This window comes from Salinirubellus salinus (assembly GCF_025231485.1).
Lineage (GTDB): Archaea > Halobacteriota > Halobacteria > Halobacteriales > Haloarculaceae > Salinirubellus > Salinirubellus salinus.
This window is the reverse complement of record NZ_CP104003.1, coordinates 193,203-207,206: the sequence shown is the minus strand read 5'-3', so window position 1 is coordinate 207,206 and position 14,004 is coordinate 193,203. Positions and strand designations below refer to the sequence as shown.

The following is a 14,004-nucleotide window of genomic DNA, read 5'->3' as shown; positions in this document are numbered from 1 at the left end:
CACCGGTGGCGGAACGGGAGCCTTTAGCCGGCGACGCGCCAACCCCCACCGAATGGCGACGAGGGAGGCGACCTGGGACTACCGCGACCGCTTCGGCGACCGCTTCGCCCGCACCTACTTCCGGGGGTTCGCCGGGAACGCGGTGTCGAGCATCGGCGTCGGCACCTACCTCGGCGACGCCACCGACGCGGCCGACGACCGATACCGCGAGGCCGTCGTCGAGGCGCTGGAGTCGGGCGTCAACGTCCTCGACACGGCTCGGAACTACCGCCACGGCCGCTCCGAGCGGGTCGTGGGCGAGGCCATCCGCGAGAGCGAGGTCGACCGCGAGGCCGTCCTGCTCTGCTCGAAGGGGGGGTTCGTCGCGTTCGACGGCGAGCGGCCGGCCGACCCGGCGGACTACGTCCGCGAGCGCTACGTCGACCCCGGTCTCGCCGAGCACGACGACATCGTCACGGGCAACTGCATCGCGCCCGCGTTCGTCTCGGCACAACTCGACGAGTCGCTGGCGACGCTCGGCGTCGACACCCTCGACCTCTACTACGTCCACAACCCGGAGACACAACTGGAGCGGTTCGACCGCGAGACGGTCTACGACCGGCTGGAGGACACGTTCACGGTGCTGGAGAAGCGGGCGGCCGCGGGTGCCCTCCGACACTACGGCGTGGCCTCGTGGGAGGCGTTCCGGGTGCCCGAGGACCACCCGAAGTACCTCTCGCTGCCCGAGGTGGTCCGGCGGGCACGGGCGGCCGCGAGGCGCGCCGACAACGCCGCGACCCACCTCCGGGCCGTCCAGCTCCCGTTCAACGTCGGGATGGCCGACGCGTTCACCGTCGAGTCACACGTCGGCGCTGACGGCCCCCAGTCGGCGCTCTGGTTCGCGCAGGACGCCGGCCTCAACGTGTTCACCTCCGCGTCCATCCTCCAGGGCCGACTGGCGAGCGAGATGCCGCCGGACGTGGCCGACCGGCTACAGGGGGACACGCTCGCGCAGAAGGCCATCAACTTCGCCCGCTCGGGACCGGGCATCACCTCGTCGCTCGTGGGGATGGGCCGGCCGGAACACGTCCGGGAGGACGTGGCCGCGGGAACGTTCGAGCCGCTCGGGGCGAGCGCGTTCGACGAGGTGTTCGAGTAGTCAGGCGCGCCGGACCGGTACCTCCAGCGTCGCGTCCCCGTCGGCCGTGACGTACAGGTACTCCGGGGTCTCGCTCTCCTCGAACAGGTCGCTCCCGACGCCCGGCACCGGCACGTCCACGAGTTCGCCGTCGCGCAGCGCGACGGTCACCCGGAGCGTCTCGCCGGCCTGCAGCGTGGTCTCCACCGCGACGAGGTCCAGTTCCAGCGGGCCGTCGTTCTGCACGCTCCCGGCCGCCACCTGGTCCTTCAGCACGGTGGCGTTCCCGTCGGTGTCCACCGTCTGGACGGCGGCGAAGACGTTCGCCTGCCCGCCCGCTCCCCACGTGGGGAGCGTGAGCCGCGGGACGCCCACCACCTCCGTCTCGGTCTCGACGGGGAAGTCGAACGAGAGCGTCGGGTTCGCGTACTCGGTGCCGTTGCCAAGCAGGAAGTAGGGGGCGTCGCCAGCGTCGACGGTGTCACCCAGCGCGAACGTCTCGGTCTCGAACCCCTCGGGCGGGAAGGTGTCTGCCGACTCGAACGAGTCCGTGGCCTCGCGGTAGACGCTGACGGTCGGGAGGTCGCTCGCCCCGTCACCGTCCCGGAGGTGGATGTCGAGCCACGCGAGCACGCTCTCCTGGATGTACTCCTCCTGCACCGGCGTCGATGGTGCGCCCTCGAAGTCGTGGCCGCCGTCGTACAGCAGCAGGCGGCTGTCCACGTCGTTCTCACGGATGCCCGACCAGTTCGCCAGCGCCTCGTTGACCCAGAACAGCCGGTCGTGCCACCCGGAGATGGTGAGTGTCGGCGTCGTGATGTCGGCCATCTTCGAGACGGGCGAGCGCTCGCGATAGTACGCCAGCAGTTCCTCACTCGGCTGGCCGGACTGGAGCGCCGGCCCCGCCAGCTGGAGGAACTGCGGGTCGAGGTCGCCGTTCTGCCGGCCGGAGACGAACAGCGGGCCGGCCCACCCGCTCTTGAGGACGCCGTTGGGCGCGTTCGAGTACGCGAGGTCGTGCCACGCCCATCGGGGAATCAAGGCGTCGATGCGGTCGTCCTCGGCCGCGGTGTTGAGCTGGATACCGCCACCGTAGGAGAACCCGTCCATCGCCACGCGCGGGTCGTCCTCGCCGTCTGTGACGACGTTCTCGCGCCCCGCGAGCCACGTCAGGAGCGCCTGTGCGTCGCCCACCTCGTTCGGGCCGTCGACGTCCACCTGCCCGCCCGAGGCGCCGAAGCCACGCGAGTCGTACGCGAGGACGACGTAGCCGTGGCTGGCGTAGAACCGCGCGAGCGGTTCGCGGTCCGCCCGGGTCCCACCCCAGCCGTGCGTGGTCAGGACCGCCGGCTGCGGGTCCGAGACGTCCGGTTCGTACAGCGTGGCGACGATGGTCGTCCCGTCGAACGACTCGACCTCGACGGGGTCGGTCACCGCCACCGAGTGGTCGCCGTCGCCGTGCGGGGCGTCCCGCTGGACGGCCGCGAGCACCGGGTCGACTCCGGCAAACAGGGCCGCACCGCCGACGCCGAGTCCTCTCAGTACGTCGCGCCGCGAGAATGTGTTACTGTCTGTCACGTCCCCACCTACCGCTGGCTGAACAAGTAGTTATCTCTCGACGACACTCTCCGCCAGCGTGAAAGAAAAGTCACCGACTGCGGCGCCGTGGGTCAGCCGACCTGTTTCCACTCGCGGCCACACTCCGGGCAGAACCGAACCGACCCGACCTCGTCCGGGTCGTTCCGGGTCTTGAGCCGCTCCTTGCACTCCGCACACTCCAGGCGCTCGTAGGTGTCCTTCGTGATGGCCTTCGAGCGGAGACCCTTGCGGACTGATTCCATACCGGTCTCTAACGGAGCGGGTACAAAAAGCCCGGCGGCCCCTCGCGCCCGGAGTGCCGGCGCCGGTCGGCCCCGGCGAGCGTGTCACTCACACACGACGAGCGGTGGTTCCGGAACGCTTGAACGGTCCCCACGTGAAAGCCCACCGTGACCGACACCCGCCGTCGCCTGTTCCTCTCGCTGTGTTCGATGGTGTTCCTCGTCAACTTCGCGCGGGTCGTCTTCGCCTCCCTGCTGGACCCCATCGCGGTCGACTTCCAGGTCGACGAGGCCGCCCTCGGCGCCGTCGCCACCGCCGCGTGGTTCGGGTCGGCACTCCCACGGGTCCCCACCGGCTACCTGCTGACGAAGGTGCCCCGCCACCACGTCGTCCTCGGCTCCGGCGGCCTGCTGGTCGGGGCGGCCGTCTTCACCTCGTTCTCGCCCACCCTCCCGCTCGTCACCCTCGGGGCGTTCCTGCTCGGGCTCTCCTCCGGCGTGTACTTCATCGCCGCGAACCCGCTCGTCTCGGAACTGTTCCCCGGGGGCGTGGGTCGGGCGCTGGGCATCCACGGCACCGCCGCGCAACTGGCGGCCGTCGGCGCTCCACTGTTCGTCGTCGCCGTCCTCGTCCTCGGTGACTGGCGGCTCACCTTCCGGTTGCTGGCCGTCGCTGGCGTGTTCGCCACCGTCGCCATCTACGGCGCGGCACGGCGTGCGGACCTCCCCGACGCGGGCAGCGAGGACCGCGACCTGCTCGGCGCCGCGCGCGCCCAGTGGCGCATCGTCCTCACCGGCGTCGTGGTCGTCGGCACAGTCGGCTTCCTCTGGACCGGCCTGTTCAACTTCTACGTCCGCTACCTGAGCCAGGTGAAGGGCATCGCACCGGGGACCGGGAACCTCCTGCTGACGCTCCTGTTCGCCGCCGGGGTCCCCGCGTTCTTCCTCACCGGCCGACTCGCCGACCGGTTCCCGAACGTCCCGCTCCTGCTGGGCGTCGTCGGCGGGTTCCTCTGTTGTGTGCTCCTGCTGACGCTCACCGGGGGGTTCTGGCCCATCGTCGCGCTGACGGCGGTGATGGGCTACGTCGTCCACATGCTGTTCCCCGTCGCCGATACCTACCTGCTGGCGTCGCTCCCGGACCACCACCGGGCCTCGGCGTACACCGCCTACTCCGCCTCGGCGATGATCGTACAGGCCGGCGGGAGCGTCGTCATCGGTAGACTCGTCGCCGGGGGCCTCCCGTTCGACACCGTGTTCCTCGGCCTCGTCGGCGTCGTGGGGGCCGTCCTCGCGGCGATGGTCGCGCTCCACCTCACCGGCCGCCTCCCGGCGGGTCGGGTCCCCGGCGAGGCGGATTCCTCGCCGGCAGGGGAAACCACTTGAGGCGACCGGCCCTCCCTAGAGTCGATGGAGTACGTCCAGGAGCGCGTGACCACGCTCCACGCCTTCACCGACCCCGTGCCCGACGCACCCGTCGGGGACGCGGCCGTCGTCGTCCCGATGACCCAGCGCGAACACGCCAGCCTCGCCGCCGAGCGCGTGCTGACCGCGCTGGAGGACGTCGCCCCCGGCCGGGTCGTGGTGGCGCTGCAGGCCGATGCCGACACGGTTGGAGACGTGGACCGCTGGCTCTCGACGTTCGAGCTGGACGTGGAGACCTGCTGGTGTGACGGCCCCCGGCTGCAGTCGCTGCTGGCGGAGCACGGGCTGAACGGCGCACACGGCAAGGGCCGTGACGTGTGGCTCGCGCTCGGCCTCGCCGCCGAGTCGCCGTACGTCGCGGTCCACGACGCCGACGCCAAGACCTACTCGCGGGCACACGTCCCCCGTCTGCTGTTCCCGCTCGAACACGGCTACGGCTTCTCGAAGGGCTTCTACGCCCGCGTGGAGAACCGCCGGCTCTACGGCCGGCTGTTCCGGCTGTTCTACACCCCGATGGTCCGCACGCTCGCCGAGGCCCACGACGCCGACATCCTCGACTATCTCGCCGCGTTCCGCTACGCGCTGGCCGGCGAGTTCGCCGCCACGAGCGACGTGGTCCGCTCGCTCCGGGTCCAGCGTGGCTGGGGGCTGGAGGTCGGCACCCTCGGCGACGCCTTCCACGCCGTCGGGGCCGACGGCTCCGCGCAGGTCGACCTCGGCATCCACGAACACGACCACCGCGCCGTCGGCGGCCCGGAGGGGCTGGAGACGATGAGCGAGGAGGTGGGCGAGGCGCTGTTCCGCGCCGTCGAGGAGGGTGGCGTCTCGCCGGACTACGACACGCTGGTCGACCGCTACCGCGAGACGGCGAGCGAGTTCGTCCGCAAGTACGCCGCCGACTCGGCGTTCAACGGGCTGACGTACGACCGGGCGAGCGAGCGCGAACAGGTCGAGAACTACGCCGAGGCCGTTCGCCGCCCCGGTGAGGACACCCGCCTCCCGGCGTGGGAGGAGGCCCCGATAACGCCCGCGGCGGTACGGGCGGCCGTCGAGGCGGACATCGAGGAGGCCGCCGCGCGATGACCGAGTCGCTGGACCTCGACCCGGACGACCTCGCGGGCGTCGTCGACCTGTTCGGCACGCTCACGCGCGACGAGCTCGACCGGGCACTGGAGGAACTGGCGTACAAGCAGGGGGCCGAGCCCCCGGGGCCGGCCGTCGTGGAGCTGGCTCTCCAGCGGTACGTCCTCGTCGCCTACGACCCCGAGGGGGACGTGGACTCACCGCTCGACGACGACCCCGACCGACTGCTGGTGCCCGGCCCCTCGGCGTTCCCCTCGCTCCCGGAGGGCGCGGCCGACCTCCCGCACATCATGGACGTGCCGACCCGCATCGCGGACCGGGAAGCCGTCGAGCGGGCCGCCGAGGCCCGTTTCCGCGGCGACGTGGCCCGCGCGGTGGCCGACGAGGACGAACAACTCGTGCGGCGGTTGCTCGACGTCTCCTACGACCTCGACGCGTGGGGGCTGGAGATGGCCGACCTGCGCGGACGGCTCGACGCGGTCCTCGACTGACGGACCGACTCAGCCGTCGAACTTGGGCAGCATCGCGATGTCGCTCCACGCGCTCGCCTCGTGGCGCGCACTCATCACCTCGACGTACTCCTCGTCCTGCATGAACGCGTAGGCGTGGTCCTCGCTCGGGAACTCGATGAGTACGGTCCAGTTGCCGTCCCACTCCCCCTCGAGTTCCTCGGCCTCCTCGCTGGCGACGAGCACCTCCCCGTCGTGCGCGGTGATGCGCTCGAACGTCTTCGGGATGTACTCGCGCTGGTAGGTGTCCCAGTCCTCGACCTGGATCTGTGCGGCGACGTAGACGGTCTCGCTGTCGCTCATCGTCCGGGCGTCGGGCCGGGGGGCGATAAACCTCCGCCGCTCAGGCCGTCGTAATCAGTTCGACCACGTCCCGCTCCTCCAGTTCGTGACTGGCGCCGACCTGCCGCTTGGTCCGGCAGTCGATGCCGTGGAGCAGGCCGTCGCCGATGTCTGTGTGGAGGAAGTACGCGAAGTCCTCGACCGTCGCGTCGGGTGGCAGGAGGAAGCAGTCACGGAGCACCTTCCCCTCGTCCGTGACGACGCCCTTCGCGCTGCCGGGGAAGACGGGGACCACACCGAGCACGTCGAACAGCGCCGTCTCGAGCGCCGTCTGGACGCCCGTGCCGCCGAACTCCGAGACGAACGTCTCGATGGCGCCCAGCCCTTTCTCCTGTTCGGCCGAGAGGTCGCCCACGATCTCGAACGAGTCCGCGCCGGGGTCGTAGTCGACGACGCCTCCCTCGTCTGCCTGCTTGAGCGCCTTCTCCGCGTGCGCACTCACCGGCGTGAACGTGAGGTGGTCGTACTCGGGGTCCTCGGTTATCTCGGCCCAGTTCGCGGCGCCGGCGGGGTGGTCCATCTTGTTCGCCGCCACGACCATCGGCTTGGTCCGCACGCGGAGTTCGCGGGCGAGTTCGAGCTCGTCCTGCTCCTCCCACGTCGCCGGGTCGAGGTCGAGCCCCTGCGCGAGTATCACCTGCTTGGCGAGGTCCGGCGAGACGCCGAACGCGTCCATCTGCGTGGCGACGTACTCCTCGATCTCGGGTTCGGCGCCCTCGTAGGCCCCCTCGTACTTCTCGACGGCCTTCCGGAGGATGCCGAGGTACCACTGGTCGAGTTCGCGTTCGAGGAAGTCGATGTCCTCGCGTGGGTCGTGGCCCTCCGTCGACTCCCCCTCGATGTCCGTCGTCCCGGAGAAGTCGACGACGTGGACCAGCACGTCCGTCTCGTTCAGGTCCGAGAGGAACTGGTTCCCGAGGCCCTTCCCCTCGTGGGCGCCGGGGATGAGGCCAGCCACGTCGACGAGCTTGACGGGGACGTAGCGCGTCCCGTGGCGACAGAAGCCCGTCTCGGGCGTGCAGGTCTGGTCGAACTCCGGGGCTGGACACTCCACGCGGACGTACGCCTCGCCCACCGAGGGGTCGATGGTGGTGAAGGGATAGGCCCCCTCGGGGACGTCGTTCATCGTCGCCGCGTTGAACAGCGTGGACTTGCCCACGGAGGGCTTGCCCACCAGACCGATGCGATAACTCATTGGTCCGAGGTTCGGGCCAGCGGATTCAAGGCTTGCGACACGCGTGCCCGCGTGCGGTCCGGTGGCAGGGGACGGATTACGTGCTGCCGGTCGGCCCCTCGGGCGGGGTGGTCGCGTCGTCGCCCGGAGGTTCCTCACGCCGGGCGACGGCGACGAGGCTGGTCCCGAGCATCAGGCCGAGGACGACGCCGGCGGCCCCACCCACGGCGGCACCGACGGGGAGTGACCCGCCGACCATCCACCCCGTGAGCGTGCCGAGGAGCACGCCGCCGACGATGCCGACGCCGACGGCGTAGGTGAGCGTCGTCCTCGCCCAGTCCTCGCGCTCGCGTCGCTCGTCGGCGAACCGGCCGACGAGCCCACCGGTGACGAGACCACCGACGACGCCGAACGCGACGACCACGCCGAAGTCGCTCCCGACGCCGGCGAGCGCACCCGCCGTGCCACCGACACCCGCACCGAACGCGATACCGCCCCCGGTGCCGTACCGTTCGAGTCGTGTCGTCATGGCTACTGGTCGGTCGGAACGGGGCTTAACGAGGAGAGGTGGTTGTCACGCGGCGAGAACAGCGCGGAGGGGAGGGTGTTCAGGCCGCGCCTTTCGCGTTCTGCTCGGCCTCCAGCAGCTCGTGGTACCGGTTCCGGATGGTCACCTCGCTGATGTCGGCCACCTCGCTCACGGCCGACTGGGTGGTCCGCTCGTTCGTCAGCAGCGCGGCGGCGTACACCGCGGCCGCGGCCAGTCCGACCGGCGACTTCCCGCTGTGGACGCCCTGTTTCTTCGCGTTCACGAGCAACTGTCGGGCGCGGATGTCCACCTCCTCGCTCAGGCCGAGTTCGGAGACGAACCGCGGGACGTAGCTCTCGGGGTCGGCGGGCGCGACCTCGAGACCGAGTTCGCGGACGACGTACCGGTAGGTCCGGGCTATCTCGCTCTTCTCGACACGGGAGACGCCCGCCACCTCGTCGAGCGAGCGGGGGACGCCGGCCTGTCGGGCGGCGGCGTAGACGGCGCTCGTGGCCACGCCCTCGATGGAGCGCCCCGGCAGGAGGTTCTCGGTCAGGGCGCGGCGGTAGATGACGCTGGCCGTCTCGCGGACGCTCTTGGGCAGCCCCAGCGCCGAGGCCATCCGGTCGATCTCGCCGAGCGCCTGCTTGAGGTTGCGCTCGCGCGAGTCGCGGGTGCGGAACCGCTCGTTCCACTTGCGGAGCCGCTGCATCTTCTGGCGCTGTCTGGAGCCCAGCGAGTTGCCGTAGGCGTCCTTGTCGCGCCAGTCGATGTTCGTCGACAGCCCCTTGTCGTGCATCATGTTCGTCGTCGGGGCGCCGACCCGCGATTTCCGGTCGCGCTCGCCGGCGTCGAACGCGCGCCACTCCGGGCCGCGGTCGACGGTGTCCTCCTCGATCACCAGGCCACAGTCCTGACACACGGTCTCACCGTGCTCTGCGTCGGCCACCACGTCGCCGCCACACTCGGGACACCCCACGCGCTCGTCGTCCCGTTCCTGTTCTCGCTCGGTCTCTCGTTCGCGTACGTTCTCGCTCATCGGTGAAGGCGGATGTCGCCGAGCGAGCCCCCCCCCCCGAGCGCCCGACGTCTGTTCGCTACTCTAACTACTCGGAGTGCGTATTTGAGCGTATTGGTAGGCTCAGAGGAGACAGCGCCAGACGGCCCGTACTGGCCGTGGAGAGCCGACCAACGGCGATATTTAAATACGCGGCCAGAGGGCAACCGACAATCCCACGGCGCGAGTCGTCGGGGCATGGAACTGGTCGTCGGCAGCGAGAACCCGGTGAAGCGCCGGGCGACGGAACGGGCCGCGCCGGAGGATGCAACGGTGCTGGCGTTCGGCGTCGACTCGGGCGTGAGCGACCAGCCACGGGGGCACGCAGCCTGCCGAGCGGGTGCCGAGAATCGCGCCCGTCGGGCCCTCGACGCGAGCGACACGGCCGCGACTCACGGCGTCGGCCTCGAGGGCGGGGTAGCGACGCTCGAGGGGGCGTTCGAGGGCACCGACGGCCGACTGTGGCTCGTCATGTGGGCCGCCGTCACCGACGGGGACCGCTGGGGGTACGGCACCGGCCCGTCGCTCGTCCTCCCCGACGTCGTCGCCGACCCCGTCCGGGAGGGCGGCGAACTCGGCCCCGTCCTCGACGAGTATCTCGGCACGGCGGGCATCAAGCACGGCGAGGGTGCGGCGGGGGTGTTCACCGGCGGTGCGAGCGACCGGACCTCGGCGCTGGCCCACGCCGTGGCGGGGGCGCTCGGGCCGTTCGTGACCGACCACTACCGGTGACGCGGGACCTCAGTCGTCGCTCCGCACCACGTCCTCCTCCGCCTCACTCGCTTCCTCCACGGCCGTCGTCAGCGAGACGTTCAGCGCCAGCGTCGACGCGACGCCACCCACGACGGTGACGAGGTTCTTCACCGCGTGGTCGACGATGGCCGCGGCCAGCGCGACGGGCCACGCGATGCCGGTCAGCGCGACGACGAGGAGGGTGAACGCGCCCTCGTAGAGGCCGATACCGCCCGGCGAGAGCGGGAGCACCTTCGCGAGGTTCCCGACCGAGACGGCGAAGAAGGAGATGCCGAGCAGGGCGAGCGGGGCGAGGCCCACGTCGAACGCGGCGAAGACGACGGCCGCCGTTATCACGTCCAGCGTCCAGACCGCGAGGCTGGTGGCGCCGACGCGGGCGAACGCTCGCCGGTCGCTCGCCACCGCCTGCATGTCGCCGACGAACCGCTCGATGACGCTGGCGACGTAGTCTGCGTAGGAGTCGTCGGAGAGCCGTCCGACGAGACGACGGACGCGGGTCCCGTCGCCCGTCCGGGCGCTCAGGACGAGCGCCACGAGGCCGGTGACGGCCACGCCGGCGACGAGCGCCGACACCTGCAGCGCGGTCCGGCCGCTCTGTCGGTACTCCGGCGGGAGCGCCTGCAGGCCGCCGAAGTCGTACCCCGAGAGCGAGAGCACCACGAGCGTCGCGCCCCCGAGCGCCGTGATGGTCAGGAGGTCGAACACCCGCTCGACGGCGAGCGACGCGAACCCCGAGGGGTAGGGGACCGACCGTCGGGCCTTCACGACGTAGGCACGGACCGCGTCACCCGCTCTGGCGGGGAACACGAGGTTCCCGGTCTGCGAGATGAAGATGGCGCCCGTGAGGAAGCCGACGGTCCCCCGGTGGCCCAGTTCGGCGAGGATGTCGCGGTACCGGGCGCCACGCACCGGCCACGAGAGGAGGTAGACCAGCGCGGCGACGCCGACGAGCGTGGGGTCGGCCCCTTCGAGCGCCTCGAGGACGGCCGTCGGGTCGAGGTAGACGGTCATCAGCGCCAGCGCGACGAGGACGAGGAGGGTGCCACCGGCGAGCGTCACCCGGCGGGTGATGCGCGGCTGGACGGAGAACTCCCACCACGTCCTGAGTATCTGGCTCCCCATCCCCAGCACGTCGCGGACGAGGTCGACCTTGGTGTCGCCCCTGGGCTCCCAGTCGACGGCGAACTCCTTGACCCGGTAGCCCTCGCGCTGGGCGCGCACGAGCACCTCCGTGTCCCAGAACCAGTGGTCGTCCTGCACGTCCGGGAGGATGTGGAACAGCGCCTCGCGGTCGAACGCCTTGAACCCACACTGGTGGTCGCGCAGCTCGGAGGAGAGGAACAGGCGGGTCATCGTGTTGAACCCGCGAGAGGGGATACCGCGCTTGGCCGGCCGGTCGGCGACGTTCTCGGGCATCCAGCGCGACCCGGTTGCCACGTCGTACTCGCCCGAGCGGATGGACTCGACCAGCTCCTCGAGGTGTCGCATGTCCGTCGCGAGGTCCGTGTCGAAGTAGACCAGCGTCTCGCCACGTGCGGCCTCGAACGCGCGTTCGAGGGCCCCCCCGCGGCCCAGTCGCTCGTCGCTGTGGACGTGCCGCACCCGGTCGTCCTCGGCGGCGAGCCGGTCGGCGATCTCGGGCGTACGGTCCGCACAGCCGTCCTCGGCGACGATGACCTCGTACGAGCCCTCGGGGAGGAACTCGGCCAGCGTCTCGAGGGTCGTCCCGACCGTCGACTCGATGGTCCGCTCCTCGTTGTAGGCCGGGAGGACGACACTCACCTCGACGCTCATTGGCGAGGGGTGGTCGTCGCCCAGTAAGTGTCTTCCCTTCCCCCTACTTCAGTGGTCGCCGGCGGAGTGTCTCGACACGCTGACGGTGTGAGAGTGCCGTTCACTCCGAGGTCGGTCCCTCGAGACCGGTCGGAGGAAGGCGCGGAAGGAATCGGCGACTCGTTCGGATGGCTATTCGTGGGCTGCTGAGGACCCGACGACCCCATCGTCGGAGGCGCGGTAGTCGGCCGCCCGTCGTTCGAGCACCACGACGTCGACGGGGAACGCACGCAGGTAGTCGAGCGCGTCCTCGCCGCTATAGGTCACGCCGACCCGGTACTCGTCCTCGAGACGGCGCGCGGACGTGTCCGCCACGCCCGGGCCGTCGTCGACCACCAGCACCGTCGGTTCGTCCACCCCGTTCGCCTGCATCGTCCTCACCACCGCTTTCGCGGCGGTATATATACCACGCTCGCGCGCCTTCCGTTCGTGATAACGCCTGCTTCGACAAACGCTCAGGGGCGCGAAATCGAGCGAATGACGTTACCGGACGTGATAATACCGCCCCGAGCTGGCACCAGTGAGGACCGAACGTGTCGACGGGAAATCACTTCCCCGCCGGGGCAGTCGCTCAGTCGGCCCGCCCCGCGGGTCGAACCGAGAGGAACCGCTCCAGCGAGAACTCCGCGGCCCCCGGCACCTCCGCCGGGGAGACGTACGGTCGCCCGACCACGATGTCGCCCGCCCGCTGCCGGCCGATACCGGGGATGGCCTGTAGTTCCTTCATTGTCGCCTCGTTCGCGTCGAGGGGATGGGGGACCCCGGTCACCGAGCGGTAGCCGTGGCCCGTCACGGCCACGTCGATGGCCCGTCCGAGTTCGCGTTCCTCCGGAATCCCGACGAGCAGCGGGTAGGTCCCCAGTTGCCGGCCGAACGTCTTGCCGTCCTGGTGGTACTCGAGGTGGACGTCCGGGAGGACCGTCCCGGGTGGGACCACCCGCTGCAGCATCGGGTTGTCGATGGTCTCACGCACCTCCCGCTTGTACGGCTTGAACTGCTCCTTGTGGGACTTCGCGACGTCCGCGCCCGTCTCGGCCATCTCCGTGCCCGCGAACGCCATCACCTGCCGGATGTTCACCCGACGGAGCATCAGCCCCTCGTCCAGCACCGACTGGAGGAACCGCTTGTTGTGCTCGTAGGTCTCGGGTCGCTCGCCCGCGAGCCCGTGGACGAGGTTGATGCCGGGCAGGAGCTTCGGGAGCCGTGGCGCCGCGTCGTCACCGAACGTCGGCCCGCTCCCGGGGTCCTCGCCCGGTCGCCACCCGGCCTCCTCGTTGACGATGCGGACCGCCTCCAGACACTCCTCGGCCGTGACGAGGAGGTTGTTCTGTTCCTGGACGACGGGGTCGGCCGACTCCAGCCCGAACGCGGCGGTGTCGCCGGGCGTGTTGTGTTCCGCGATGATGCGGATGCCCTCCCGTGACTCCTCGGGGTACTCCGTTATCGTGACCGGGTTCATGTTGTCGAGGTGGAGCGTCCCGAGGTCGGGGGCCACCTCGCGGATACCGCCGTACAGGTCGCGCAGCGCCTCGGGGTTCGGCGCCTCGCCGTCCCCACCGAACGCGAGGATGTCGGCCTGCCGGCCGAGGCGGAAGTGTCGCAGGCCGCGGTCGTAGAGGTGCTCCACCTCCTTGACGACCGAGTCGGCCGTGCGGAACGCGGGGTTCCCGTACAGCGGTTCCGTACAGAACGAACACCGGTAGGCACACCCCCGCGAGGTCTCCATCTCCGCGATGAGGTACTCGGGGTGGTTCGGGTGCTGTTCGACGACGAACGCCCCCTTCGCGCCCCAGCGGTCGATCTCCTCGTTCGAGCGGACGCGGTCGCCGAACCCCTCCATGCCCCCGTGGACGAGGTCGTAGGCGGCGGCCTCGACGTCGCCCTTGGCGACGAAGTCGTAGTCGAGGTCCTTTCGCTCCATGTCGCTCGCGCCCTCGTTCTGCTCGCCGACGCCGAACCGGATGGGACCCCCCAGCAGCGTCGTCCCGTTCGCGGTCCACGCGAGTTCCTTCACCTCGTCGGGTTCGGCGGGCGTGCCACCGACGTACTTGCCGGGGACGGTCATCCCGCCGACGTAGACCATCAGGTCGGCCTCGTCGACGTGGCGCCACAGGTTCCGGTCCTCGCGCAACGCGTCGATGGTCAGGTACCGGACCTGTTCCTCGGGGACGCCCGCGTCGACGATGGCCCCCGCGGTGTAGCGCGGGTAGGTGGAGATGTACGGCGGGACCCCGAAGTGCGCCGGTTCGTCGACGTAGCCGTCGACGACGGTGACCGAGAGGTTCGCGGGGTCAGTCATTGGTTGGAGAAGCGGGCCGACGCGCAAAAGGGTGCGGTTGTGCGGTGGGTGTCACCGCGGCGG

14 protein-coding genes are annotated in these 14,004 nt (G+C 70.5%); 5 read left to right on the top strand and 9 right to left on the bottom strand.

Translation table 11 applies throughout. From position 1 onward, the window contains the following. Positions 1-52: 52 nt before the first annotated feature. On the top strand, positions 53-1,138 hold the full coding sequence (locus N0B31_RS01140) for an aldo/keto reductase (RefSeq protein WP_260593914.1): 1,086 nt from the start codon (positions 53-55) through the stop codon (positions 1,136-1,138). On the opposite strand, the gene N0B31_RS01135 is transcribed toward N0B31_RS01140, so the two are convergent. Both N0B31_RS01135 and N0B31_RS01130 read right to left on the bottom strand, forming a co-directional pair. Next, the gene (locus N0B31_RS01135; RefSeq protein ID WP_260593913.1) at positions 1,139-2,695 is read right to left on the bottom strand and encodes an alpha/beta fold hydrolase; all 1,557 of its coding nucleotides are present in this window, start codon (positions 2,693-2,695) and stop codon (positions 1,139-1,141) included. It lies immediately after the preceding gene. 92 nt (positions 2,696-2,787) lie between these two features. Next, positions 2,788-2,958: an HVO_0758 family zinc finger protein gene (locus N0B31_RS01130; RefSeq protein WP_260593912.1), complete on the bottom strand. Its 171-nt coding sequence runs from the start codon at positions 2,956-2,958 to the stop codon at positions 2,788-2,790. A 147-nt stretch (positions 2,959-3,105) separates the two neighbouring features. On the opposite strand from N0B31_RS01130, the gene N0B31_RS01125 reads away from it, so the two are divergent. The 3 genes from N0B31_RS01125 to N0B31_RS01115 are packed head-to-tail and all read left to right on the top strand — an operon-like array spanning position 3,106 to position 5,936. Then, the gene (locus N0B31_RS01125) at positions 3,106-4,323 is read left to right on the top strand and encodes an MFS transporter (RefSeq protein WP_368389212.1); all 1,218 of its coding nucleotides are present in this window, start codon (positions 3,106-3,108) and stop codon (positions 4,321-4,323) included. 24 nt (positions 4,324-4,347) lie between these two features. Further along, positions 4,348-5,445 (top strand): glycosyltransferase family protein, encoded by a 1,098-nt coding sequence (locus tag N0B31_RS01120; RefSeq protein WP_260593911.1) that lies wholly within the window; start codon positions 4,348-4,350, stop codon positions 5,443-5,445. Next, on the top strand, positions 5,442-5,936 hold the full coding sequence (locus N0B31_RS01115; protein ID WP_368389211.1) for a DUF7109 family protein: 495 nt from the start codon (positions 5,442-5,444) through the stop codon (positions 5,934-5,936). Before N0B31_RS01120 ends, N0B31_RS01115 begins: the two co-directional genes overlap by 4 nt. A 9-nt stretch (positions 5,937-5,945) precedes the next feature. Here the strand turns inward: N0B31_RS01115 and N0B31_RS01110 are convergent, their stop codons facing one another. The 4 genes from N0B31_RS01110 to N0B31_RS01095 form a co-directional block, all read right to left on the bottom strand. Continuing rightward, a complete protein-coding gene (locus tag N0B31_RS01110) occupies positions 5,946-6,257 on the bottom strand; it encodes a DUF1330 domain-containing protein (RefSeq protein ID WP_260593909.1) in 312 nt (103 codons plus the stop codon). A gap of 40 nt (positions 6,258-6,297) precedes the next feature. Beyond that, positions 6,298-7,491 (bottom strand): redox-regulated ATPase YchF, encoded by a 1,194-nt coding sequence (locus N0B31_RS01105; protein WP_260593908.1) that lies wholly within the window; start codon positions 7,489-7,491, stop codon positions 6,298-6,300. A gap of 76 nt (positions 7,492-7,567) precedes the next feature. Then, positions 7,568-7,999, bottom strand: coding sequence for a hypothetical protein (locus tag N0B31_RS01100; protein ID WP_260593906.1), 432 nt, complete (start codon positions 7,997-7,999; stop codon positions 7,568-7,570). Positions 8,000-8,078: 79 nt separating this feature from the next. Further along, positions 8,079-9,038 carry a transcription initiation factor IIB gene (locus N0B31_RS01095; RefSeq protein WP_260593904.1) on the bottom strand — a complete coding sequence of 320 codons (960 nt, stop codon included), beginning with the start codon at positions 9,036-9,038 and terminating at the stop codon, positions 8,079-8,081. Between the two features lie 216 nt (positions 9,039-9,254). On the opposite strand from N0B31_RS01095, the gene N0B31_RS01090 reads away from it, so the two are divergent. Then, positions 9,255-9,788 (top strand): DUF84 family protein, encoded by a 534-nt coding sequence (locus N0B31_RS01090; RefSeq protein ID WP_260593902.1) that lies wholly within the window; start codon positions 9,255-9,257, stop codon positions 9,786-9,788. A 9-nt stretch (positions 9,789-9,797) separates the two neighbouring features. On the opposite strand, the gene N0B31_RS01085 is transcribed toward N0B31_RS01090, so the two are convergent. From N0B31_RS01085 to N0B31_RS01075, 3 genes are all read right to left on the bottom strand, one after another. After that, a complete protein-coding gene (locus tag N0B31_RS01085; RefSeq protein ID WP_260593901.1) occupies positions 9,798-11,603 on the bottom strand; it encodes a flippase-like domain-containing protein in 1,806 nt (601 codons plus the stop codon). 171 nt (positions 11,604-11,774) lie between these two features. After that, positions 11,775-12,014 (bottom strand): hypothetical protein, encoded by a 240-nt coding sequence (locus tag N0B31_RS01080; RefSeq protein ID WP_260593899.1) that lies wholly within the window; start codon positions 12,012-12,014, stop codon positions 11,775-11,777. A 199-nt stretch (positions 12,015-12,213) separates the two neighbouring features. Then, positions 12,214-13,941, bottom strand: a complete 1,728-nt coding sequence (locus N0B31_RS01075; RefSeq protein ID WP_260593897.1) for a radical SAM protein — start codon at positions 13,939-13,941, stop codon at positions 12,214-12,216. Positions 13,942-14,004: the final 63 nt, after the last annotated feature.